17 protein-coding genes, 4 tRNA genes and 2 riboswitches are annotated in these 25,359 nt (G+C 37.7%); of the genes, 19 read left to right on the top strand and 2 right to left on the bottom strand.

The genetic code is table 11. The features are described 5' to 3' along the window. The first annotated feature begins 91 nt into the window (after nt 1-91). Nucleotides 92-1,078, top strand: a complete 987-nt coding sequence (locus BN6559_RS03600; protein ID WP_110953469.1) for a Gfo/Idh/MocA family oxidoreductase — start codon at nt 92-94, stop codon at nt 1,076-1,078. Between the two features lie 106 nt (nt 1,079-1,184). After that, complete coding sequence (locus BN6559_RS03595) at nt 1,185-1,763, top strand: nitroreductase family protein (protein ID WP_110953468.1); 579 nt, start codon at nt 1,185-1,187, stop codon at nt 1,761-1,763. 57 nt (nt 1,764-1,820) lie between these two features. Here BN6559_RS03595 and nrdD read toward each other — a convergent pair whose 3' ends face one another. Next, nucleotides 1,821-2,099, bottom strand: coding sequence for an anaerobic ribonucleoside-triphosphate reductase (gene nrdD, locus BN6559_RS03590; RefSeq protein WP_110953467.1), 279 nt, complete (start codon nt 2,097-2,099; stop codon nt 1,821-1,823). 386 nt (nt 2,100-2,485) lie between these two features. On the opposite strand from nrdD, the gene map reads away from it, so the two are divergent. From map to BN6559_RS03555, 7 genes are all read left to right on the top strand, one after another. Further along, complete coding sequence (gene map / locus BN6559_RS03585) at nt 2,486-3,358, top strand: type I methionyl aminopeptidase (RefSeq protein ID WP_110953466.1); 873 nt, start codon at nt 2,486-2,488, stop codon at nt 3,356-3,358. Nucleotides 3,359-3,773: 415 nt separating this feature from the next. Beyond that, nucleotides 3,774-4,343 (top strand): DUF3793 family protein, encoded by a 570-nt coding sequence (locus BN6559_RS03580; RefSeq protein WP_110953465.1) that lies wholly within the window; start codon nt 3,774-3,776, stop codon nt 4,341-4,343. Nucleotides 4,344-4,362: 19 nt separating this feature from the next. Then, entirely contained in the window at nt 4,363-4,788 is a 426-nt protein-coding gene (locus BN6559_RS03575; RefSeq protein ID WP_110953464.1) for a flavodoxin, read from the top strand. Between the two features lie 117 nt (nt 4,789-4,905). After that, nucleotides 4,906-4,982 (top strand) — tRNA-Arg (locus BN6559_RS03570). Between the two features lie 84 nt (nt 4,983-5,066). Continuing rightward, a tRNA-His gene (locus BN6559_RS03565) sits at nt 5,067-5,143 on the top strand. A 12-nt stretch (nt 5,144-5,155) separates the two neighbouring features. Continuing rightward, nucleotides 5,156-5,231 (top strand) — tRNA-Gln (locus tag BN6559_RS03560). 7 nt (nt 5,232-5,238) lie between these two features. Continuing rightward, nucleotides 5,239-5,314: transfer RNA gene (locus BN6559_RS03555), tRNA-Lys, on the top strand. A 119-nt stretch (nt 5,315-5,433) separates the two neighbouring features. On the opposite strand, the gene BN6559_RS03550 is transcribed toward BN6559_RS03555, so the two are convergent. Beyond that, nucleotides 5,434-7,476, bottom strand: a complete 2,043-nt coding sequence (locus BN6559_RS03550; protein ID WP_199883720.1) for a methyl-accepting chemotaxis protein — start codon at nt 7,474-7,476, stop codon at nt 5,434-5,436. Nucleotides 7,477-7,754: 278 nt separating this feature from the next. Between BN6559_RS03550 and BN6559_RS03545 the strand changes: the two genes are divergently transcribed. The 10 genes from BN6559_RS03545 (at nt 7,755) to BN6559_RS03500 (ending at nt 25,256) form a co-directional block, all read left to right on the top strand. Then, nucleotides 7,755-8,558, top strand: coding sequence for a sirohydrochlorin cobaltochelatase (locus BN6559_RS03545; RefSeq protein ID WP_199883719.1), 804 nt, complete (start codon nt 7,755-7,757; stop codon nt 8,556-8,558). A 205-nt stretch (nt 8,559-8,763) separates the two neighbouring features. After that, nucleotides 8,764-10,725 (top strand): methyl-accepting chemotaxis protein, encoded by a 1,962-nt coding sequence (locus tag BN6559_RS03540; RefSeq protein WP_110953462.1) that lies wholly within the window; start codon nt 8,764-8,766, stop codon nt 10,723-10,725. Nucleotides 10,726-10,958: 233 nt separating this feature from the next. Beyond that, nucleotides 10,959-11,141: riboswitch (cobalamin riboswitch) on the top strand. A gap of 530 nt (nt 11,142-11,671) precedes the next feature. Then, nucleotides 11,672-13,648: a TonB-dependent receptor plug domain-containing protein gene (locus BN6559_RS03535; RefSeq protein ID WP_110953461.1), complete on the top strand. Its 1,977-nt coding sequence runs from the start codon at nt 11,672-11,674 to the stop codon at nt 13,646-13,648. Between the two features lie 212 nt (nt 13,649-13,860). After that, nucleotides 13,861-14,043: riboswitch (cobalamin riboswitch) on the top strand. A gap of 205 nt (nt 14,044-14,248) precedes the next feature. Then, nucleotides 14,249-16,417 (top strand): methylmalonyl-CoA mutase family protein, encoded by a 2,169-nt coding sequence (locus BN6559_RS03530; RefSeq protein WP_110953460.1) that lies wholly within the window; start codon nt 14,249-14,251, stop codon nt 16,415-16,417. Further along, a complete protein-coding gene (gene scpA, locus BN6559_RS03525; protein ID WP_110953459.1) occupies nt 16,417-18,606 on the top strand; it encodes a methylmalonyl-CoA mutase in 2,190 nt (729 codons plus the stop codon). The genes BN6559_RS03530 and scpA overlap by 1 nt, the downstream gene beginning before the upstream one ends. After that, nucleotides 18,599-19,738 (top strand): methylmalonyl Co-A mutase-associated GTPase MeaB, encoded by a 1,140-nt coding sequence (gene meaB, locus BN6559_RS03520; protein WP_110953458.1) that lies wholly within the window; start codon nt 18,599-18,601, stop codon nt 19,736-19,738. Before scpA ends, meaB begins: the two co-directional genes overlap by 8 nt. Nucleotides 19,739-19,942: 204 nt before the next feature. Further along, nucleotides 19,943-20,890 (top strand): ABC transporter substrate-binding protein, encoded by a 948-nt coding sequence (locus BN6559_RS03515; protein ID WP_110953457.1) that lies wholly within the window; start codon nt 19,943-19,945, stop codon nt 20,888-20,890. A gap of 44 nt (nt 20,891-20,934) precedes the next feature. Then, nucleotides 20,935-22,893, top strand: a complete 1,959-nt coding sequence (locus BN6559_RS03510) for a TonB-dependent receptor plug domain-containing protein (protein WP_110953456.1) — start codon at nt 20,935-20,937, stop codon at nt 22,891-22,893. Between the two features lie 77 nt (nt 22,894-22,970). Then, nucleotides 22,971-24,008, top strand: a complete 1,038-nt coding sequence (locus BN6559_RS03505) for a FecCD family ABC transporter permease (RefSeq protein ID WP_110953455.1) — start codon at nt 22,971-22,973, stop codon at nt 24,006-24,008. Next, nucleotides 24,009-25,256, top strand: coding sequence for an ABC transporter ATP-binding protein (locus BN6559_RS03500; RefSeq protein WP_110953454.1), 1,248 nt, complete (start codon nt 24,009-24,011; stop codon nt 25,254-25,256). Nucleotides 25,257-25,359 lie beyond the last annotated feature (103 nt).

Genomic DNA, 25,359 nt, shown 5'->3' with positions numbered 1-25,359 from the left:
ATAGATTATATGATATAATAAAGTCAAATCAATCGAGGTCAGGATTTAGAAATTTATCGTTTGAGCTTAATTCTAGAAGGAGTGCATGTAAATGAAACTTGGAATTGCAGGAGCAGGAAAGATTGTAACGGAATTTTTGTCTATTAAAGATGAAATTAAAGGATTAGATGTTCAAGCAATTTATGCAAGAAGTAATCGTGAGGGGAAACTTGATCAAATCTGTAATCGATATCGTATTGCAAAGTATTATACGGATTACGATGAAATGTTAAAAAATCAAGAGATCGATACGATCTATATTGCAGTGTTGAATGATGTGCATTATGCGTTTTGTAAAAAGGCTTTAGAGGAGGGAAAACATGTTATTTGTGAAAAACCCTTTACTGTAACACTTAGCCAGTTCGATGAACTTTCTTCGATTGCCCAAAAAAAGCAACTGATGCTCCTGGAAGCCATAACAATTCCTTATATGCCTTATTATAGGGAAATTCAAAACCAGATAAGCAAACTAGGGCGGGTTAAAATTATTGAGTGTAATTATTCACAGTACTCCAGTCGTTACGATGCGTTCCAACGTGGCGAGATTTTACCTGCTTTTGACGTAAATCATGCAGGCGGTGCATTGATGGATTTAAATATTTATAATATTCATTTTGTTACTGGACTGTTTGGAAAACCAAACAGTGTACAATACTATGCCAATATTGAAAAAGATATTGATGTATCAGGTCTTTTGGTTCTTTCTTATCCAAATTTTCAATCTGTATGCATTGGGGCGAAAGATTGCGCTGCTCCAGTTACATCGAATCTTCAAGGGGATAGCGGATGCATTCATCTTGAACAGCCGACCAATTCTTGTACGACCTTTCAGACGCTGCTGAATCAACAACCAGAAAAAATCTATGACTTTAATGAGAATAGACATCGTATGTATTATGAGTTTGCGCAGATGACAGAATGGATCGATGCTAAAAATTATGAGGCAGTCCAAATTCGTTTAGAAAAAAGTCGTATTGCTTTAGAAGTTTTAGTTGCGGCGAGAAAAAGTGCAGGAATTATTTTTGATGGTGACGAATAAAGTTTCATATGTTTTAATAGATCATTTGTTTTTTATTTTCAAAGTGGTCAATATTGAGAGATGTATAAACATCTAAAATAAATTTAAATAGAGTGAGGGGAGTTTTATGTTTCAAGATCTTGTATTAAAGAATCGCAGCTATAGGCGTTTTTTTGAAGAGGAAAAGATTACGAGGGAAACTTTGCTTAAACTTGTAGACTATACGCGGAAGATACCTTCTGGCGCAAATAAGCAAGCACTTAAATATTATATTTCCAGTGAAAAACAGGATAACGAACAAATCTTTGCTACTTTAGGTTGGGCAGGTTATTTACGAGATTGGGATGGCCCCGTTGAGGGAGAAAGACCGGCTGCTTATATTATCTTATTACAAGACAAAAACTATAAAATGGCGACGAGCTTTGATGCTGGCATTGCGGCCCAGACCATATTACTTGGTGCAGTTGAATTAGGCTTGGGTGGCTGTATGATTGGCAATGTGCAAGCGGAAAAATTAAAGACGGTATTAAATCTGGGCGAGAACTTGGAAATTGTCTTAGTTTTAGCTTTAGGCAAGCCAAAAGAAACTGTGGTTATTGAAACAATGGATGCAAGTGGCGATATTAAATATTGGCGTGATGAACAGCAAGTACATCACGTTCCAAAAAGAAAAATAGAAGATATTATAGTTTCTAAATCAATCTAAATCTAAACTAAAAACAAATAGAGAAGTATCCGAAAGTGGATACTTCTCTATTTGTTTTTAGTTTGTATGTTTTACACGGTCGCCTTCTTCGGCTCGCTTTGCATTATTCCATCTATCTACTGTACCTACGAGATAGCCTGTAATACGGCGAATTCGATCAAATTTTATATTTGCAAAACTATATTCCATCTCAACATCTTCGTTGTCAATTGTGAGCGTTAAGTTTTTTAGTATTTGATGTGGATGATTTTGTTTTATATAATTGATATAATTTAAAATTTCTTCCCTTTCAATCGGCCCGTTGTTTACTGTAACGTTTATATTTCCTATAATCATGTTGCATACCTCCAAACAATAATAAATATTATATTGTAATTATTATTTATATATTCTCTTTATTTAATCCAAATCCTCCTTATTTTCTAAATTTAATAATTTTTATTGCATATTATATAATGATAAGGAGAGTTTCTTTTATAGACATACGAAATATGTGAATAAATTGTGTTATAATTATAAATTAACAGATCAGTGCATAGAAAAGAATATGGTTTGATAGATCTTGAGCAAGATAGAATTTGTCATTTTCATTCATGCACATTCTAGATAGCTAAACTTTAATTCTATAGTGTGCATTTCATAAATTGTTTATTAGGATGGTTGATAAGCAATCGTATTGATAAACTATAATTTTAATAAAGAAAAGAGGAAAATATTTTATTATGGATAGAAACGGTCAATGTTGGTGTGGTAGTGGGATAAAGTATAAAAAATGTCATTTAAGCTTTGATGAAAAAATGAAGAGTATAAAACTTGATGTCTTTAAAGGTCATTTGCTACCGCCGCGAAGTTCGATTAAAAATGAAGCAGATATTGCAGGCATAAAAAAGAGTGCGCAAATTAATGGTGGCGCATTGGATTTAATCGCTGCGCATATAAAAGCTGGTATCGATACAGAATCGTTAGATCAAATTGCACATGATTATATTGTGCAGCAAGGTGGAATCCCTGCGTGTCTAAATTATCATGGATATCCAAAGAGTACTTGTATTTCGATTAACAATGTGGTATGTCACGGAATTCCATCTAAAAAAACAATTTTAAAAGAAGGCGATATCGTAAATGTTGATATTACAACAGCTCTGGGTGGATATTATGCAGATGCTTCACGGATGTTTATGATAGGAACAGTCAGTGAAAAAGCAGAAAAGCTTGTAAATGTCGCAAGAGAATGTATGGAAAAGGGAATTGCTGCGATTCAGCCGTGGGGCTATTTAGGTGACATTGGTGAAGCTGTAGAGCAATATGCGCATGCCAATGGATACTCTGTTGTTGTTGATTTAGGCGGACACGGTGTAGGAAAGAAAATCCATGAAGAACCTTTTGTGCCTCATGTAGGAAAACGTGGTACTGGAATGTTATTAGTTCCAGGAATGGTGTTAACTGTGGAACCGATGATCAATTGTGGAGACTATAAAGTATATACGGATAAGAAAGATAATTGGACGGTTTATACGAAGGATGGTTCTTTATCAGCGCAATGGGAACATACAATTGTCATTACGGAAACAGGGGTCGAAATTTTAGCAAAATAAATTTTAAAAAAATAACACATTTGATATTGATTCTCAATATCAAATGTGTTATAGTATAGACATAGCTTTTCATAGAGGCTCTCCAAAATATAAAATACACGCAAAAAAAGTTTACTATGCTCAGGTAAACTTTTTTTGTGCCTATTTTTAAATAAATTTATAATTTGATATTGATTCTCAATATCAAATGTGTTATAGTATAGACATAGCTTTTCATAGAGGCTCTCCAAAATATAAAATACACGCAAAAAAGTTTACTATGCTCAGGTAAACTTTTTTTGTGTCTATTTTTAAATAAAGTAAGAAGATGGAAAGAAAAATTTTTTATTATAATCCATATGATATTGAAAATCATTATCATATGGATTATAATATTGTATGGGGAAAATAAATCTATTGGTAGCGGGGGAAACAGATGAAAGAAGATAAGCATTTTGAGAGATTACTAGCATTTCATTGTGCACCAACATTAGTGGGAATAAAGTCAGCAAGCTTGATTTCCTGTGCAAAAGATAAATTTGCTGATTTTTTTAGCTTATTGCAAGAATATGAATGCTGTCTAAATTGTAAAGATATTTTCTTTTTTGTTTTATCTAATAGCACGAAGTATACCTTAATCTTGGTTTATCGAAAGTCTAGGCTTCAGAAAGTATTGAATCAAATCGAGGGAGAAAAAATTCTTACAAGATTTGGTTATAAAAAAGGAGATAGCATCGAAAGCCATCTAAATCATCTAAAAATACGTATGTCGTTAACAAAAACTTTTCCGCACGAAATTGGTTTATTTTTAGGTTATCCGGCCGAAGATGTGAGTGGTTTCATCGAACATAAAGGACAAAATTTTAAACTTTGTGGATATTGGAAAGTTTATTCTGACGAAATACGAGCCAAAGCACTATTTGAAAAATATACAAAATGCACCAATGTGTTTTGTAAACATTTGAGTAATGGTACATCTATTAAAAAACTTTTAAAAGCGATTTAAATATTAAGGGGGCATAGCAATGAGTCAAATTGCAGTGGTTTATTGGAGTGGATCAGGAAATACAGAGAAAATGGCGCAGGCAATTGCAAAAGGCATTGAAGGAGTGGAGAAAGAGGTAAAACTTTTTCATGTCGGTGATTTCAATGATCAGGACATAGAGCAATATGATCGAATCGCCTTTGGGTGTCCTTCGATGGGCTGTGAAGAACTCGAAGAAAGTGAGTTTGCACCGTTTTTCGAGTCTGTTGAAGCTAAACTGCAAGGTAAATTAGTAGCGCTATTTGGTTCTTACGGTTGGGGCAATGGCGAATGGATGCATGATTGGGAAGAACGAGTAAAGAGTAATCAGGCAAACTTATTTGAGCAAGGTTTAATTTTGCGTGATGCACCGGATCAAGAGGGTGAAGAAGTATGCAACGCTTTTGGTGAACGTTTTGCAAAATAATAAATAAAAATATCTGGTCTGCTAGCAGACCAGATATTTTTATTTATTAGGTCAATTTTTCTCAAATAATGTTGACAAAAATAAAAAAAACACGTATACTATTCAAGTAACGTAAGTGACTCTGTAGCTCAGCTGGATAGAGTGTTTGACTACGAATCAAAAGGTCGCAGGTTCGACTCCTGCCAGGGTCACCATTTACTTTTTATAAGAAACTTTGTCTTGAATTTAAATCGATGAATTGAGGACAGGTACTTATATTTTTTATTTTGTTTTTTATGGTGGCTGTGGTGAAGTGGTTAACACGCCGGATTGTGGCTCCGGTACTTCGAGGGTTCGATTCCCTCCAGTCACCCCATGAATTTTATATTGGGGCGTAGCCAAGTCGGTAAGGCACGGGACTTTGACTCCCGCATGCGTTGGTTCGAGTCCAGCCGCCCCAGCCAAGTATATGATCCACTAGCTCAGTCGGTAGAGCACCTGACTTTTAATCAGGGTGTCCCGCGTTCGAGTCGCGGGTGGATCACCATTGAAATAAGTGCTTTCTGGTATAAAAATACTGGAAAGCTTTTTTGTTTATCTTGTTTTAGTTTGTCTAAACGCAAGAGAAGCTCTGTATGAATATATTCATACAGAGCTTCTTCGTGTTTAAATTTTAAATTTTTCTATTGCTGTTTGTAATTCAGTTGCTAATACTGCGAGATGATGACTGGCTGTAGCAATTTCTTGCATAGAAGCTGATTGTTCTTCGGTAGCCGCTGAAACATTTTGAGATTCCGCTGCGGTATTTTTGATAGAACGATCAATTTCATGAATGGAATCTACTAAATTACGATTGGCAAGTGTGATTTCATTTATAGAATCCGAGATCATCCTAATTTGATTAGATAGTATAAGTATAGCTTCTACGATATTTTTAAATGTTTCGCCTGTGTTATGCACAAGTGAAATTCCGGTATGGATGCCGTCAGAGCCTGATTTTGTAACAGTGATGACCTGATTAAGATTTATTTCATTACTTTCTACGAGTGCGTCTATTTGCTTAGCAGCCTGGTTCGATTCTTCCGCAAGTTTACGTACTTCTTCTGCTACAACTGCAAAACCGCGCCCGTGTTCACCTGCGCGTGCTGCTTCAATTGCAGCGTTTAAGGCAAGTAAATTGGTTTGACCAGAGATTGAAGTGATTAATGTAATAATTTCACGGATTGCCTGAGAGCTTTTGCTTAGTTCGGAAATTGCATTCTGCGTAATTTCGGTACCTTTGCCAATTTCATTGATTTGTTCAATTGTTTGGTTTACAGATTGCAGACCAGTTTCAGCAGATTGAGAGGTTGTACTAGCGATTTCTGTTATTTCTTGTGATTGTTTAAAGATCTCGTCCATTTTTATAGACATCACTTCAGAAGTTTTTGCGATCTGGTTTGCCGAAACTGCTTGTTTTTCTGCACCTTGTGCAATATCGGTAATAGAACCGGCAACTTGATTTGAAGCTTCTGCAGACTGCTGCGCATTAGCAGTAAGCTGTTGGCTGGAGGCTGCTAATTGTTCAGCCTGTGTGTTTACTTGTTGAACGAGTGTTCGGAGGTTTTTATTCATTAAGATGACATTGTCGGATAATTGCCCAAATTCACTTTTATCGCGGATTTGTTTGAAAACAGGTTTCAATTGACCGGCTGCGATTTCTTTAATGACTTGATTAATTCGTAAGATTGGGCGAACAAAAGACTGGCTCATCCAGAACGTCATAGCCAGAACAATGAAAAGGCAAATGAATGAAAGACCCAGCAGAATTCTTGATAATGCGGTCAGCTCACTGTTCGCATCCGTAGTGCTTGTAGTCATGAGTAAATACCAAGTTTGATCACCAGATAAGGAAATTGGATTTAGTGAACCTTGTTGTGATGAGCCTGTGATAGATTTATATTGCAGCGGAACGCGTGTATTTTTTTCTGCCGTTTCCTGAAAAGCACTGATAAGATTGGAATCAATTTTCACAGAGTCGCCAAAGTGTTTTTTCATTTCATCGGGAATCGCTGCGGTTTTTAAATTTATTTTACCTACCATTTCAGGATTCATTGGATTTGCCAAATATATTCCTGTATTGGATAGAAGAATGCCATAGCCTTCTTGCTTAAATTTGATATTTTGTATAATTGGTGCCATTTTATCTAGGGAATAAGTTCCAAAGACGATACCAATTAGCTGTGTGTTAGAAAACACGGGAACACATAATGATACCGATTGTATTCCTGTAGTTCTTGCAACAAAGACATCTGATATATAAGGTTTTTTCGTTGTAACAACTTTCTGAAAATATTCGCGATCGGAATAATTAAAGCCCTTTCCAAGTTCATTAAACCCATTGCCGTCAAGCGATGCAAAAAAGATGTGGTCAAATTTGCCTATACGTCTATGATAGTCGCTTAAAGCGGGAAGCATCTGTGCTTTATCACCGCTCTGTACTCTGGCTGTATTTGCCAAATCTTCTAATTGCAGCAATGCGGTTTCTAGTTCTGTTTTTACATAAGCAGCAGCGCTTTCAGCAATGGCTTGCTCGGATTGATTGAGACTTTGCTTTAAATGTTTTTGTGCTATGTAGTAGCCGCTGCCAGACACGACGATTAAGGTACCAACAACGAGGGCGGCAATGATCGCCATAAGGCGAAATCGAATACTTTGTAGTAGTTTCATTTTACACTTCAACTCCTTCATCATATCATTGCTTAAACATTCTAGAATCGAAATTTTGAAAAATAATTTATTATATTATAACATACGTTTATTGTAAGAATATATAAGATTAGACAATAGATATCAAAAAATATTATTTTGATTATTTTTACAGCAACTTGTTTAATGATAAAAAAAGTGCTAGAATAATCAACAGGAATTTAAAGGTCTTTTTGTATAAAAATGTTACATTTATGCAAGAGGTGTTTTATTTTGTCTTAAAGGAGGTGAGGTGTAGAGTGAAAAAAGCAATTGTTGTTGTGAGTTTTGGGACAGTAAATGATGAAGTTAGAAGAAAATGTATTGAGAGTGTAGAAAATAGAATCAAAGCAAGCTTTCCCGCGTATGAAGTCAGACGGGCGTTTACTTCGAATTTTATTATAAAAAAGTTAAGTGCACGAGGTATTTATGTAGATACTCTGCCACAAGCATTAGAAAAGATAAAGCAAGAAGGATATCCGGAAGTTATCGTTCAATCAACACATTTGACGCCCGGCGAAGAATATGAGAATAAAATTGTTCAGGTTGTTCAGCCCTATAAAGAACAATTTGAAAAAATTTCTGTTGGACGGCCTGTTTTTATGTCGGAGAAATATGATGGAAAAACAGATGATTTTTTGCTGGGGATACAGGCTGTTAGACACCAGATTCCAAAGCATCATTTATCTACAGAAATTGTATTTATGGGACATGGATCGCCCAATCAGCATAATGCAGTTTATGAAATCTTACAAAGAAGATTAGATGAAATGGACGCGCATATTACGATTGGCGTTTTGGAAGAGAACGATTATCCCAATATCGAGCATATATTGATACGGCTAAAAGAGAAGAAGTGGATAAAACGCGTAATTTTGATGCCTTTTCTATTGGTAGCGGGGAATCATGTTGAGGTTGATATGGCTGGCGCCCATGCACAGTCTTGGAAAAGTAGATTGATTAAGGCAGGTTATGAAGTGCAAGTGTATCTACATGGTTTGGGTGAAAACGAAGCTTTTCAAGCGCTTTATGTTGCGCACATAAAAGATGCTATAAAAAAATAAGAAATAAAAATAATACGACATGCAGAATGAATTATGATAATATAACTGAAATTTATGTAGTTGTTTATAGTTTCTCATAGTTTTTGGTAGTTTAGGATGTATTATGAAATAATACATCATTTAATGGCATATCTTTACGAAGTATGACAAGATAAACGATGAATTTTACAGTGTAGTGATTATGAATTGATTTTGGGGTGGTATTATGAGAAAAAGTTTAAAAACAAAACTTGTGGTATTATTTATTTTATTTGCATTTATTCCTGTTGTAATTGGTACAGCTTTAAATGCGTATTTCAATATTGTGGAGATGCGACAATCGGCAGTATCAGCGAATCTTAATCTAAGCAAAGAAATTTCTCATCGGATTAAGTCATTACTAGATAATGCACAAAGTATAAATGAATCATTGGCTGCGGTTCCATCGGTTCGTTCTATGGATGCAGAAACGATGAAAGTCTTTTTAATTGAAGTTCAAAAAAAGAATCCTCAATTTGAATTGATTGCAGTATTAGATAAAGATGGTCAGCAGATTGCTCGTACAAGCGGTAAAAATAGTAATCGAGCTGACCGTGATTATTTTAAAGAAGCAAGAAATGGAAAGGTGTTTTTTTCTGATGCTTATATTTCCGCGACAACAAAAGCACTTTGTGCTACGGTGTCCGCACCTATTTTAGGAGCAGATGGCAGCGTTGTTGGTGTTATAGCATCTGATGTAAGTATGCAATCTTTATGGGAAATTGCAGAAGCAAATGTGATTGGAAAAACTGGCTACATTGATATTGTCGATAATAAAGGAACGATTATCGCACATCCGGATAAGGAAAAGGTATTTGCTAAGGAAAATTTCAGTAAGTATGAATATGTGACGAAAGCAATTGGCGGTCAGGGCGGTTCGATGGATGCGGAATCCAGCACTGGGGAAGATAGCTTGATTGTCTACACGCCAGTGGAGAAATACAATTGGGCTGTAGTTGCTTACGAACCAACAAATGAGGTTTATGCTGCTGTGATTCAAAATAGTCTTGTTATGAGTATCATTGTAGTTTTATCTATCTTGATCAGTGGATTCGTTGCATTAAGGTTAGCGAATAGTATTGTAAATCCAATTAAAATTCTAATTGAAGGTGCGCAAAAAATATCTAAAGGTAATTTGTCCAGTAAAATTGTTGTGGATGGAGCTTTGGAAATCAATTTGCTTGCCAAGGAATTTAACGCAATGATTGAACATCTGCGCAATTTAATTATGAAGACAACCGAGGCATCGGAAACGGTTTCGGCGGCTTCAGAGCAACTTGCCGCTTCGATTGATGCTGTTGGACAATCCTCACAGGAAGTAGCGACTACGGTTCAAAAGGTTGCTGAAGGAACCAATGAGCAGGTGCGGTTGTCAGAGGAATCGGTTACCGTAATTCATCATATGATGCAATCAATTGATCACGCTGCAACCGCGGCGGAAGATGCAGCGAAAGTTACGGATGATAGCAAAGTCTCAGCGCATAAGGGAACGAAGCAATCCGAAGATGCAATCATTAAAATTAGCGATGTTCAACAAGGTGTTAAAGATAGTGCAGAAGTTATTAATCTTTTAGGTGAAAAATCAAGGCAAATTGGTACGATTGTAGATACGATTACGGGATTAGCAGGGCAGACGAACTTATTGGCATTAAATGCTGCAATTGAAGCAGCGCGCGCGGGTGAGCATGGGCGCGGCTTTGCGGTAGTAGCAGAGGAAGTCAGTAAACTTGCTGAACAATCAGAACGGGCGGCAGGTGAAATCGCCGAGATTATCAGCTCAATTCGTCAGGAAACTTTAATAGCTGTAGAATCTATGGATAGAGGGCGGAAAAATGTTGATGATGGTGTTGTTGCTGTAGAAAATACAGGTGCTTCCTTTGATGCAATTTATGATGAAATTAGTACGGCGAGTGCACAAGTTGATCGTATTCTTACAATTACACAAAAGCAAAAAGAAAGCAGTTATCATATGAAAGAAGCAGTTGAAAAGATTGCTGATTTTGCTAAGGTGAATGCAAACGGCGCAGAAAAGGTTTCGGCTGCGAGTGAAGAACAAAGTGCAGCAGTTCAAGAAATTAAGTCTGCTGCCGATGATTTGGCTAGAATGGCAATTGAATTGAGAGGCGAAATTAGTAAATTCTCTGTCTGAGCATAAAAAGCTTAGCGTGAAAATATCTCATTATTATTTTTACCATCATGGTGCTGTCGCAGTAAAAAGCGGTAGCACCATGATGATTTTCTTTTTAAAATGATCCCGTTTAATAGATCTGGTTTTATTGGATGCATAAATATAGGGTTTAAGATCCATTCATTTTATGAGTTGACAATTTATAATAGTAATGATATGATAAATCCGATGAAAGTGATGAACTTCATCTTTAAATTGAATAGGAAGAGTTAGGTGTCCTTACGGACTTAATAGGGAAGTTTGGTTTAGAAGCCAACGCGGTCCCGCCACTGTAATAGGGAGCGACTCCAAGATATGCCATTGGAACGATTGTTTTGAGAAGGTTTGGAGAAGCGATGAACTAGAGCCAGGAGAACTGCCTAATTAACAGTCACCGTTTGACCTGCGAGCGATGGGGAAGGGGATTAATAGAGCGATCTATTTTTCTCGACTATTTTATTGTCGAGATTTTTATTTTAGATTGGTTTATTATATATTGACCTCTTTTTGCGTGCGCAGAAAGAGTTTTTTTATTTGTCGGAAAGTTTTTCCCTGCTTTTTAGCTTTTGCGGGGAAACATTGCTCATAAATTTTAATTGCCTTGTTACGTTTTTCGTAACGTTGTTCCTATATTTATAGGAACATTCTTTTTAAAGTAACAGTTGTATGAACTGTTATGATAAATATAGCCTTGGGCTGAGTTGCCCCTCAGGTCCAAGGCTATTCATTTAAGTAAAAAGTTGAATAAAATCTTTTAAAAGATTTTATATTTCATTTTGCATGTTAGGACAGGCACTAAATAAATCTTCTGTTATTTGCTTCTTTGCCTTTTAAGAAGAACTGATAGAGATTTTATTTAGCCTAACATGCATTATGTTTTGTGTGCGTGCTGAAAGAAGAATTTTATATGATAGGAGAAGAGGAATAGATGAGAGCAAACAGAAAAAAAATACTAGCAAATATGATGGCCTTAACTGTATCCACTATGATGGCTTCAGAAATCGTGTATGCAGATGAAAAAAAGATTGAAGAAGAAGGCTTTGATGAAGTTATAGTAACAGCACAAAAATATGAAAAACGTGATGTAGATATAGCGGCAACAACAGAAATCCTTTCGGAAAAAGATCTCAGAAATACAGGTGCAAGTAATGTACAGCAAGCTTTACAATTTGCAACTGGGATTACGTATCAATCAATGGGACCCGGTGGTGCATCGCTAGGCAATATGACAGCAAAGGTACATATTCGTGGCGTTGATGGTGGAACATTGGTACTGGTAAATGGAACACCGTTAAATTTGCGAGGTTTATATAATTTAGAAGATATCCCGGTTGAAAATGTTGCACGTATTGAATTTGTCCGTGGCGGCGGTTCAATTTTATATGGCAGCGAAGCAACTGGAGGTGTTATCAACATTATTACAAAAAAAGAATTGCAAAATACAGTGAAAACAGGGTTCGGGAGCTATGGGCAGCAAACGAACGCATTTACTGTACAAGAAGGTAATTTAGGATTAGGTTACACTTATGAAAAATGGGGTAATGTTGATAAGATATCCAGTTCTGTTTCAGAGATGAAAGAAAAAAATAATTCTTTCAAGGGATCGGAGAAAAATAATGTTTTCTTAAACTATAAATTTAATGATCAGGTAGACCTTCATATAAATCACAATGCGTCTATAGAAAGATTTCAATATCAATTCGGCGCTGGTTATGATGCCGCAGGAAATGCGCAATATGATCGAAAGCATAAGATGGTAAAAGATTTTGTACAGATTAATTTCAAAAATGACGCAGATGTCAGTGGTAATATTTATTATAATGAAAATAATCTGCATTCAACAGGGATCGATTATTATGCCAGCTCTGGCAAGAAAAAAGCTACGCCGGAATCCTACGATAAAGAGGAAAAAAATCGTACGTATGGGTACGATGTACAAAAATCTTGGGAGCTAAAGCAAGGAAAGATTCTTTTAGGCACGACATATCAAAACGAATCTTTCCGCGAAGATTTGTCCACATCAGATAAATACCAACGAAATAACTATTCTGTTTATACACAATGGGAGAACATGCTGAACGATAAAGATACCTTGATTTTAAGTGCGAGAGAAACTTGGACGACAGCGGCACCGCGAGGCGAAGATGGCGAAGATAAAAATTACGATAATTTTAGCGGGCAGGGGCAATGGCTCCATAAACTAAAACCAGATGAAAGTGTGTATGCTAGTATTGGTCAATCTTTTAAAATGCCGACATTTAAACAAATGTATGCTGCCGGTTCTTATAATGTTATAGGTGACGATCAATTAAGACCACAAAAAGGAACGCATTATGAAATCGGTTGGAAGAAAAATAGCGATGCACATAAATGGAAAGTGGCATTATTTGAGTATCATATAAAAGATAACATTACATATAGTAAAGGAAAGTCAGCTGGTGATACAGTTTTTTATGCGATAAACGAAGATTTGAAAAATACCGGAATTGAGATCAATTGTGAAATTGAAGAAGAAAATGGCTGGTCTTATCAGTATGGGCTCACTTACGGAAATCCAAAATCAAGGTCAAAATCCAGTAAAGTTGGAACAAAAGAATATTGGGACAGAACGTTCGGTAAATTACAGCTTAATGGTGGTGTAGGATATCACAAAGATAAATGGGCTGCTAATTTAAATGCCAGCTACTTGTCAGAAAGAGTTATGTCTCCAAGTGATGCTCATTCATTTGAAACCAAACCATATCTGTTGACCAATTTTAATTTGCGTTATGCGGCAAATGAGCAGCAAGAGGTAACACTCAGTGTAAACAATATATTGGATCGTCAGGATAATGTAAGCCATACCAGCTCTTATTACTACACAACTCCGATCAATTACATGTTAACTTATCAATATAAATATTAAGATATTCAATTTAGTGTAATGTCTGTTTAGCGGTGATACGAGCTTAGATATTGTTTATCATTCGTATCACCATTTGTTGCAATTTGTTTGCGTAATGTAGTATTTTATGGATCATTTTTGTTTTGTATAAGGTCGCAATAAAATTTGACAAGGTACTTGAAAAGTGCTAGTATAATCTTGAATTATGAAATAATAATGTTTAACTATAAAATTTAATACTGTTGGAAATAGGTGTCCTTATGGACTTAATAGGGAAGTTTGGTTAAAAGCCAACGCGGTCCCGCCACTGTAATAGGGAGCAAATCCAAGAATATACCATTGAAACGATTGTTTTGAGAAGGTTTGGAGGAGCGATGAACTAGAGCCAGGAGAACTGCCTGTTTAACAATCACCGTTAGACCTGCGAGCGATGGGAAGGGGATTACAAGTAGCGTTAACTACTCTCTTCTCGGCATTTATTTTTTTGCCGAGATTTTTTATTGGTACTTGTTGATTTTATAAAAGCCATTCTGTGTATGCAGGAGTGGCTTTTTTATTTTGCGATGCAAGTTTGAAGGTAAAATTAAATTTTATTCTTAACTATGGAAAGGATCGTGAAAAATGAAACAAACTGAAGAAGCTGAAATGAAACAAGCAGAGCCGCTGCAAGTGACCTTTGAGGAATTCAATGTGCCTACTTATGAAGAATGGAAACAAGAAACAATCACCAGCTTAAAAGGTGCTAGTTTTGAAAAGAAATTGTTTACAAAAACCTACGAAGGAATTACGCTTGAACCTATTTATACGATGGAAATGGCTCCGGATCCAAATGCATTATCTAATTTACCTGGAGCTGAAAATTATATGCGCGGTATCCGGGCGGGAGGCTACATTCATAAATCGTGGTTGATTGCGCAAGCAAATAATGAAGTGCTGCCAGAAAAACTGAATGAATCGATTCGGCACCAACTAGAAAAAGGGGCCACCTCTATTAATATTGCGCTTGATGAGAAGACGAAACAAGGGAAAAATGTAGAGCAAGATTTTGATGATATCCAAAAAGGCGGCGTATCTTTAAGTACAATACAAGATATGTATCATATTTTTCAGGATGTTGATTTGGGAAAATATGAACTCTATATGCATGCTGGTGCTTCTAGTACAATGTTAATCGGCATGATGAGTGCAACTTGCAGGGCAAACTCTGATGCGATTGAAAAAATTCATGGGGTTGTCGGAGCTGACCCAATCGGTACTTTAGCACAAGACGGTCAGTTACCTACTTCCGTACATGATTTATATAATGAAATGGCGCATACCATTGTTTGGACTGAAGAAAATATGCCAAAGTTGAGAAATATCTTAGTGCAAGGTGAGATCTACAATGATGGTGGAGCAAGTGCCGTGCAAGAACTTGGTTATGTGCTTTCTACGGCGATTGAATATATCCGTGCTATGCAATTGAGGAGTATTGACATTCAGACGATTGCGAAACATATGCAGTTCAGCTTTTCTATTGGCTCTAATTTTTTTATGGAGATTGCAAAATTTAGAGCGGCGAGGATGTTATGGTCGCAGGTTATAGAAAATTTTGGTGGGGATAAAGAAGCTCAGAAAATGGTGATTCATGCACGAACAGGTAAATTCAACAAGTCTATTTACGATCCTTATGTGAATATGCTGCGTACTACAACGGAGGCTTTTTCTGGTGTTGTTGGTGGTGTAGACAGCTTGCAAGTGGGTGAGTTTGATGAAGTCATTCGTTTTGGGGATGAATTTTCTCGTCGAATTGCTCGGAATACGCAAGTGATTTTACAGAACGAATGTAATTTAAGGCAGCCGATAGATCCTGCGGGTGGATCATGGTATATAGAAACATTAACGCAGCAAATCGCGCAAAAGGCATGGAAAGTCTTGCAAAGCGTAGAAGAAGAAGGCGGTATGGTTTCTGCCTTAAGAAAAGGAATTGTGCAAAATGCAGTTGCCGATGTATTAAAGCAGCGATTTAAAAACTTAGCGAGACGAGCAGACAGAGCTGTTGGCGTTAATATGTATGCCAATATGCTGGAAGAAGAATTGGAAAAGCATCCATTGGATGAGCCAGAGCTTCAGAAACTGCGAGAGAAACAAGTGCAAGATTTTGTCGCAGATGTTGATACGATTTATCGTGATGAAAAATTGTCTGCGATAAAAAAAGGATTCAACAATCAGTATGGAACGGTACTGGATGAAATTGTTTCCTCCTTTGCCGCTGGTGCGACGTTAGGTGAGGTTACAGAAGCGCTAAGACAAGAAGGTAAAATAGAAAAAATCGATACAATCATTGAAAAACATCGTTTTACTGAACAATTTGAATCACTTCGTCATAAAGCCAAACAATATGAAACGGAAAAAGGAGAAAAGTTAAAAATATTTTTGGCCAATATGGGACCAATCCCGCAGCATAAACCAAGAGCTGATTTCAGTACAGGGTTTTTCGAGGTCGGTGGATTTGAAGTATTAAAGAATGATGGATTTGAAACGGTTGAAGAAGCTGCTGAGGCTGCAATAAAGTCGGGGGCATATGTTGCAATTATTTGTTCTACCGATATTACGTATCCCGAAATTGTGCCAGCGCTTGCAAGGCAAATAAAACTAAAAAAACCTGAAATGATTATGATGCTGGCTGGTGCACCTGCGCCAGAGCATGAGGAAGCTTATCGTGAAGCTGGTATAGAAGAATTTATTCATGTAAGAGCAAATTGCCTGGATATTTTGACTTGGCTGCAGCAAAGAGGAGGTATAAAATAATGTACTTCAAACCGGATTTCACAAAGCTTGAATTTAAAACAAAAGCGCAAGCTGAGAGTTTTGAAGAATGGAAAGCGCGCTTAGAGTCTGAGACAGGTAAGAGCTTTACAGAGCTTTACCAAAGAACCATGGAGCAAATCGATGTAAAGCCATTATATACGAAACAAGATTTAGAAGGTATGCAGCATTTGCATTATATGGCTGGGGTTCCGCCATTTTTACGTGGACCATATCCAAGTATGTATGTAACTCGTCCTTGGACAGTACGTCAATACGCCGGATTCTCCACAGCAGAGGAAAGTAATGCATTTTATCGCCGCAATTTAGCAGCAGGGCAAAAAGGACTTTCGATAGCCTTTGACCTTGCGACACATCGCGGCTATGATTCCGATCATCCACGGGTTGTTGGGGATGTTGGTAAAGCAGGGGTGGCAGTTGATTCTATTTTGGATATGGAAATTTTATTTTCAGGAATTCCACTGGATAAGATGTCGGTATCGATGACAATGAACGGCGCTGTTTTACCTGTTTTAGCTTTTTATATCGTAGCGGCTGAAGAACAAGGGGTAAAACAAGAAGTTCTTGCAGGTACGATTCAAAATGATATTTTAAAAGAGTTCATGGTGCGCAATACGTATATTTATCCACCGGCTGCTTCAATGCGGATTATTGGCGACATTTTTGCTTACACATCGCAATTTATGCCTAAATTTAATAGTATCAGTATTTCTGGATACCACATGCAGGAAGCCGGAGCAACTGCGGATATAGAACTTGGCTATACACTCGCCGATGGCCTTGAGTATATCAGAACAGGGGTGAATGCGGGACTCAATGTCGATGCATTCGCACCAAGGCTGTCTTTCTTCTGGGCAATGGGAAAAAATTATTTTATGGAAGTTGCGAAGATGCGAGCAGGCCGTTTATTGTGGGCAAAAATTATTAAGCAATTTAATCCAAAGAATAAAAAATCAATGGCATTACGCACGCATTCACAGACTTCTGGATGGAGTCTTACCGAACAAGATCCATTTAATAATATTGTTAGAACTTGTATTGAGGCTATGGCAGCTGCACTTGGGCATACGCAATCTCTGCATACGAATGCTTTAGATGAAGCGATTGCTTTGCCAACCGATTTTTCGGCCCGCATTGCCCGTAATACACAGCTGTACTTACAGGACGAAACAAAAATCTGCAAAGTCGTAGATCCTTGGGGCGGGTCTTATTATGTGGAAGCTCTCACACAAGAATTGGTAAAAAGTGCTTGGGCGCATATCCAGGAAGTTGAGAAACTGGGCGGTATGGCAAAAGCAATTGAAACAGGTTTGCCTAAGATGAGAATTGAAGAAGCTGCTGCACGTCGACAGGCGCACATTGATTCAGGAAATGAAATGATTGTTGGTGTGAATAAATTTCGTTTGGATAAAGAAGATCCACTAGATATTTTAGATGTCGATAATGTTGCTGTTCGTCAGGCGCAAATTAGACGTTTAGAAAAACTTCGTGCCAATCGTGATCAAGATCAAGTCTTATCTTGTTTGGAGGCGATTACAAATTCTGTTGAGACGGGTAATGGGAATTTACTCGACTTAGCAGTAAAAGCGGCGAGAGCGAGAGCAAGTCTTGGGGAAATATCGGATGCAGTAGAAAAAGTTTCCGGTCGTCATAAAGCGGTAATTCGTTCTATTTCAGGGGTATATAGCAGTGAATTCGCAAATGAAGATGAAATTCGTCGTGTACGTCAAATGACGGACGAATTTGAAGAGCACGAAGGACGACGTCCGAGAATTATGATTGCTAAAATGGGGCAAGACGGACACGATCGTGGTGCAAAAGTAATTGCTACCGCGTTTGCCGATTTAGGATTTGATGTTGATATTGGACCGCTTTTTCAAACGCCAGAAGAAACGGCGCAAGATGCAGTAGATAATGATGTACATGTAGTTGGTATGAGTTCACTTGCAGCCGGACATAAAACTTTGTTGCCGCAATTGGTGGAAGAGTTGGCAAAGCGTGGACGGGAAGATATTATGGTTGTAATTGGTGGTGTAATACCAGCGCAAGACTACGATTTTTTACGAGAGCATGGTGCTTCAGCGATTTTCGGGCCGGGCACAATCATTCCCATTGCAGCGGGAAAAGTTTTAGAAGAATTGAAAGTGCGTCTCAACTGGGAAAATGAGTGATCAAAATTATAAACCTGATTGGACGCCTGAAGATGCGGGTGCAGAGTTTGCATGCCGTGTCATGCAAGGCGTAGACGGTGGTCATGATGGTATGGCACGCTTCGCTACAACAAAGGTTAGGCAGGCTGCAACTGTAGTAAAGCGCAATAAACTTACCGTTGATGAATATGTAGAAGGTATATTGAAAAGTGATCGAATGGTTTTATCAAGGGCGATTACGCTCATTGAGAGTAACTCCCTTATGCATATGAATCTGGCACAGGATGTCTTACAAAGCGTTTTGCCTCATACGGGGAAGTCAATTCGTATTGGGATTACCGGTGTTCCTGGTGCCGGAAAGAGTACCTTCATAGAAGCATTAGGCTGTACTTTGTGTCAACATGGTCATAAAGTTGCTGTACTGGCGGTAGATCCGAGCAGTAGTATTACAAAGGGAAGCATCCTTGGCGATAAGACTAGAATGGAAAAACTTTCTCGGGAGAAAAATGCTTTTATTAGACCGTCTCCTTCTAGTGGAACTCTAGGGGGGGTTACGCGAAAAAGCAGGGAAACTTTACTGCTTTGTGAAGCAGCGGGCTATGATGTGATTTTAGTAGAAACAGTCGGCGTTGGTCAGAGTGAAATCACAGTGAGATCTATGGTAGACTTTTTTCTATTGGTTGTGTTGACTGGTGCAGGTGATGAACTGCAAGGGATGAAAAAAGGCGTTATGGAAATTGCCGATGCGATATTAATTAATAAAGCAGATGGTGATAATAAGCAAAAAGCTGAAATGGTTAAAGTGGATTATGAACGTATTCTTCGTTATTTAAGACCGGCGACGGATGGCTGGCAGACGAAGGCACATACTTGTTCTGCCTTAACTGGTTTAGGCATTGCGGAGATTTGGCAAGTGATGCAGCGATTTAAAGATGTGGTTGGGAAAAGTGGGATATTTGAATCCAGAAGAAAAGCGCAAACGCTGGATTGGGTATATTCTATGGTTGAGGAACACTTGCATACGATGTTTTATCAAAACGAAAAGGTAAAGAAAAATAGAAACGCGATTGAAACTGCCGTGTCGGAGGGCAAAATGTCCGCTACAATTGCGATGCAAAAACTTATAGCTGCCTTTGATAACGCCCAAAAGTAAATACGTGAGATCGTACAAAGATTCATAGGCAGCGAGTCAGACGCCTGTTTTCGTACTAGTTTTAGGGTAGGACGATGTAGTTGTTTTCTAATTTATTAACGTAAATGTTTAATTTTGCTGACAGTCTGGAGTGATTGCCTTCGGGCAATCACTTTTAGCTTTTTGTATTAAAAATAATTTGGATGAGGAAAATATGGAGTTTAGATGCATAGGAATAGTTTAATTTTAGGTCTTGTTTTTATGATGATGATTTTTAGTAGCTGTAAAAGTTTCGAGACAATACATTCGAGGGTACAATTACACGAAATCACGGATACTTTAGGTAATGTTATACAGGCTCCGGAAAAACCGCAGCGCATTGTATCTCTTAATTTAGGTACAGATGAAATTTTAGTCGATTTAGTTCAGCCTGAACGAATTGCTGCATTATCTTATCTGGCAGAAGATGAGGGGATTTCTTCTATTGCGGATAAAGCGCGAAAAGTGGAGAAAAAATTAACGGATAAAGGAAATGTTGAGGCAATTATTGCTTTACAACCAGATCTTGTACTTATGTCAGATGCTATTTCAGCCGATGTTGCCGAAACATTACGTGGGATGGGAATACCCGTTTATATATCTAGAACACCGTCTACGTTAGAAGAGACCAAACAAAGAGTTTTGGATATTGCCGAAGTTGTTGGTGAATTCGAGAAGGGACAAGCAATTGTTTCTCATATGGAAAAAATATTAACTGAAGTCAATGTAAGATTATCGCAAATTACAGCGGAGAAGAAAAAGACGATCATTGCTTTTTCTTTTTCTGGGGCGTTTGGTCGCAGGGCATCATTGTTCAATGATATATGTGTAAAGGCAAAAGTGATCAATGGTGCAGGAGAAGCTGGTCTTGAAAAAGGTGAAATACTGGCAAAAGAGCAGGTCGTTAGAATTAATCCGGATATTTTTTTGTTGCCGACTTGGAATACAAAGAAACAAAGTGCAAACAGTTATCGAGAAGAAATTCGTCTTGATCCTGCGTATAAAGAGGTCAAAGCGGTTCAATACAATCGGTTGCTTTATATTTCAGATCGTTATCGATATTGTGTTTCACAATATGCAGCGGAAAGTGTAAGGGAGTTTGCCAAAACAGTATATCCGGAGTGTTTTTCGTAACTTTGATTTTACATTATATTGTACTCGGGTTGGAGGTGTCGATTATGTATAAAGGATGTAAACGAAGATATATATTGCGCACGATGATTTGTACTGCATTGTTATTGAGTACGTCTTATATTGGGCAGGCGAATGCAAATGTGCAAGAGGAAGAAGAATTTGACACGGTAGTGGTCACTGCCAATAGAATTCCGACCCAATTATCGGAAACTGCCGCAAATGTAACTGTGATTACGGCGAAAGAAATCGCTGATCGTCATTATGGTGATGTGGCCGAAGCCTTACGGCAAGTGGATGGGGTTGTAATAACGGAGGCCTCAATGACAAGACAGGATATCGTACGAATCGATGGAGATGATCGTGTCGTTGTTATGGTTGACGGTCGGCGAGTAAATTTGGACAAGGGTGCTGCAACCGGTAGGGCCGGTATTGATTTAAAAACAATTGCCGGCATGCAGAATATTGAAAGAATTGAAGTTGTAAAAGGGGCAGGGTCTGTACTATATGGTTCAGATGCTGTAGGTGGCGTGATCAATATTATTACCAAAAAAGGTCAGTCGGGGATTTCATCTACGCTTGATGTGAGTGCAGGTTCATGGAATACGCATAAAGTGGATTTGACTACACAAGGAAGTGATCATGATTGGAGTTGGTTTGTCTCTGCGGGAAAACAAAATCAAGACTATATGAAGTACAAGAATTATAAGAATAATGCAACTGAAAAAATGGATAATAGTGATTACTCAAAAGAAAATGCGACTTTTCGTTTAGATAAGATACTTGATCAAGGCACCTCTTTGACACTGCAGTTTGAACATATGACAGATGAGTCGGGGCAATGGAACCAAGCACCGGGATATAGAGGTTATGGCGGTTTGTCCAATCATTATTTACATGATCGCATGGATAAATTGGTGAACAATTGGGCGTTTACTTACAACTATAAAGAAGATACTGATCTGCCAAGCCATATTCGGTATTACAGCAATTATACGACACAAGGATTTGACGATGTAGATGGTAGCGGTGGATATTCCAAGTATGCGAATAAAATGAAGGGAATTGAATGGCAGGAAGGATGGCAGGCAGATGTAAACAATACGATTGTAACAGGCGCAGAATGGCGAGAAACAAAGATTGATAACGGTGCTGTACATGGTGGGAATTACGAGAATAAAAAACTTGAAAATAAAGCTTTTTATTTTCAAGATACAATGCGAATCAGTGATAAAGTGTCTTTGGTGTCTGGCGTACGATATGATGATCATAGTAAATTTGGCGGAAAGACTACATCGAAGGCCGCTTTGAATTATAAAGTAAATAATATTTCCAGTTTTTATATTTCCTGGGGACAGATTTTTAATGCACCAAATGCCGATGATTTATATTGGTATGATCCCTCCTATTTTATGTATGGCAATCCAAATTTGAAACCTGAAACTGGGGATAAAACTACAGTTGGATTCCATACGAAATTAAATGAACAGACATCATTTAATGCAAGTGTTTTTAAAAGTGAAATTAAAAATGCTATAGGGTGGGTGTATAACGATATGACTTATATCACAATGCCACAGAACGCCAATCGCCAAACAAAAAAAGGAATTGAATTATCTGTAAATCATCAAATCAATGAAAATTGGAAACTTGATGCTGGGTATTCGTATATTAAGACAGAAACCAAAATTGGAGATGATGCATATCAATGGGATGAAAAAAATAGCAGACCAAATGGTTACCGTTTTGGTATTTCTTATCATGATGAAAAATGGAGTAATATGTTAACCGGAAGTGCCGGAACAGGCCGCAGCAGCAAGTATTACACAGCAAACTATTGGATTTGGGATGCAAATGTTAATTATAAAATGAATCAGATGATGACAGCTTATTTAAAAATGAATAATATTACAAATCGAGCCTACGAATTAACCGGAAATGATCCGGTTGGTGCGTATCCAATGGCAGGGCGGAGTTTCCAAGTCGGGGTGAAATATGCGTTTTAGTTTTATATATCAAATGGGGTTACAATTCACAGATGCGGTTTGCATCAGAAAGTCTTAGTTAAAAAGGATGTTAGGGTATGCCAAAAGGGTTAAATCATGTGCGTATTTTTGTACTACTGGTTCTTTTATTTTTTTATGTAATATTCGTTTCATTGGCTTATGGTCAAATTGACATTCCGGTTCAAACCGTATTGGCTATTATAGCGCAACAATTGCATATACCGGGTTTCGAACATATCTCTATTACGCAGGAGCAAACAGCCGTAATTTGGCATATTCGCATGCCGCGTACTCTTGTTGGCATCTTAGTTGGTGCCGCATTTGCTGTAGCCGGTGCCGTTATGCAAGGGGTATTTGGTAATCCCCTTGCCGATCCGGGAATTCTTGGTGTATCGAGTGGAGCCGGACTCGGTGCTGTTCTTGCTATTGCAACTGGATTCTCTACTTTAAGTATGTTTTACATGCCGTTATTTGCATTGCTTGGCGCAGCTTTCGCGGTTACCGTTACCGTTTCCTTAGCTATGCGGCAAAATAAAATTTCAGTCATGACTTTACTATTAGCAGGGGTTGCAATCAGCATTTTTTTAGGTGCGTTGACGTCTGGTATTTTAACTTTTATTAGTGAATACAAATTACGTGAGTTTTTATTTTGGACAGTGGGCGGATTGGATTATCGTCGATGGGAGCATGTTGCCATGGGGTGCATTCCAATTTTAGCGGGTGTAAGTATTTTGTGTATTTTAGCTAGACAGCTGAATATTTTAGTTTTGGGTGAAGAGGAAGCGTATTCCGTAGGTATGTCGGTTGCAAAACTTCGATTGTTTTTGCTCGCCTTGGCCACGTTAACAACGGCGGCTGCAGTTTGTATCAGCGGGAATATTGGATTTGTCGGTCTTATTGTGCCGCACGTGATGCGTCTTCTTTTAGGACCAGAACATCGTACTTTATTGCCTGCCTCTGCGCTCGCAGGCGGGATTTTTTTAGTTGCTTGTGATACTGTAGGAAGATTTATTCTTCCACCAGCAGAAGTCCGCGTCGGCATTATGACTGCTTTGATTGGCGCACCTTATTTTTTATACTTATTGCGTCGTCTGCAAAAAGGAGGTTTGTTCTAGATGGAAGAGTGTTTTGTTTTGGCTGCGGAGCATGTATCCGTCACAATTGGTCAACAACAAATTTTAGACGATTTAAATTTGCAGGCAAGAGAAGGTGAGTTCATTGGTATCATAGGGCCAAATGGTGCGGGGAAAAGCACTTTTTTAAAAGCTTTGCGAGGATTGAATAAGAATATTTCTGGTTCAGTGAAAATTTTTGGTAAAGAAATGGCACAATTTGATGACAAAGAAATTGCGCGTAAGATTGCTTATATGCAACAAGATGTTAATTTGGATTTTGGGTTCTCCGTTTTAAAGGTTGTTTTAGCGGGTCGCTATCCCTATTTGTCATGGTGGCAAAATGAGGGGAAGTCAGATTATGAAATTGCACGTAATTATATGCGATTTACTGGTGTAGAAGACTTGGCAGCAAAAAAGGTCAATCAGTTATCGGGGGGAGAATGTCAACGCGTTTTGCTGGCAAAAGTGCTTGCACAGGAAACACCGTTGCTTTATTTAGATGAACCGACTGCTAGTTTGGATTTAGCATATCAAGAAGAAATTTTTCGCTATTGTCAAAAACTTTGTAAAGAAGGAAAGACCATTTTGATTGTGGTTCATGATATTAGGTTGGCAGCAAAATTTTGTTCAAGATTAGTATTGCTGGCAGATGGGAAAATCATAGAGGATGGCAGACCTGAGAAGGTTATTACAAAAGAAAATTTAAAACAAGCATTTCAATTAGATGCTGTTGTATATAAGAATCCGATAACAGGAATTTTGGATATTCATACATTGGGAAATCGTTTACCTTTGATACAGCAGAAAAAAGTTCACATCATTGGTGGAAATGGTTCAAGTGGTGAGATGATTCGTGCACTTTATAAATGGGGATTTGATATTAGTATTGGGATTTTAGAAAAAAACGATATCGATGCAGCGGTTGCAGAGGCTTTTGCGGTGCATCGCATGATCGTACCGAACTATCAACAAATCAATGCAGAGCAAAAGCTTGCCGTGCAACGGTTCGTTGAAAATGCCGATTGGGTTATATTGACCAATGATACGTATACGGAAGAAAATTATTTTAATTTAGAGCTGGCGTTCTTTTCAAGAAATTTGATTGTAATTGAAGATACGCCTATCGACACGCGTGATTTTACACAGCAAAAGGCAAGCAGGCTTTATGAAAGTTTATTGCAAAGAAAAAAAGTGCGTGTAGAAAAAAGCAATACTTTTCTTAAACAATTTGGAATTGCAATCGAATGAAGCGATGCTATCGTTTATCCAAAGAATAGGAAAGTAGAAGCTTTGAGAATTTTTTTTATTATTGTAATGAAAGCAAAATTTTTTTAGAATCGGGGGATATTCT

The organism is Massilibacillus massiliensis, from assembly GCF_900086705.1.
GTDB lineage: Bacteria > Bacillota > Negativicutes > FLKF01 > FLKF01 > Massilibacillus > Massilibacillus massiliensis.
The sequence above is the reverse complement of the archived record's forward strand: the minus strand, read 5'-3'. Positions and strand labels throughout refer to the sequence as shown.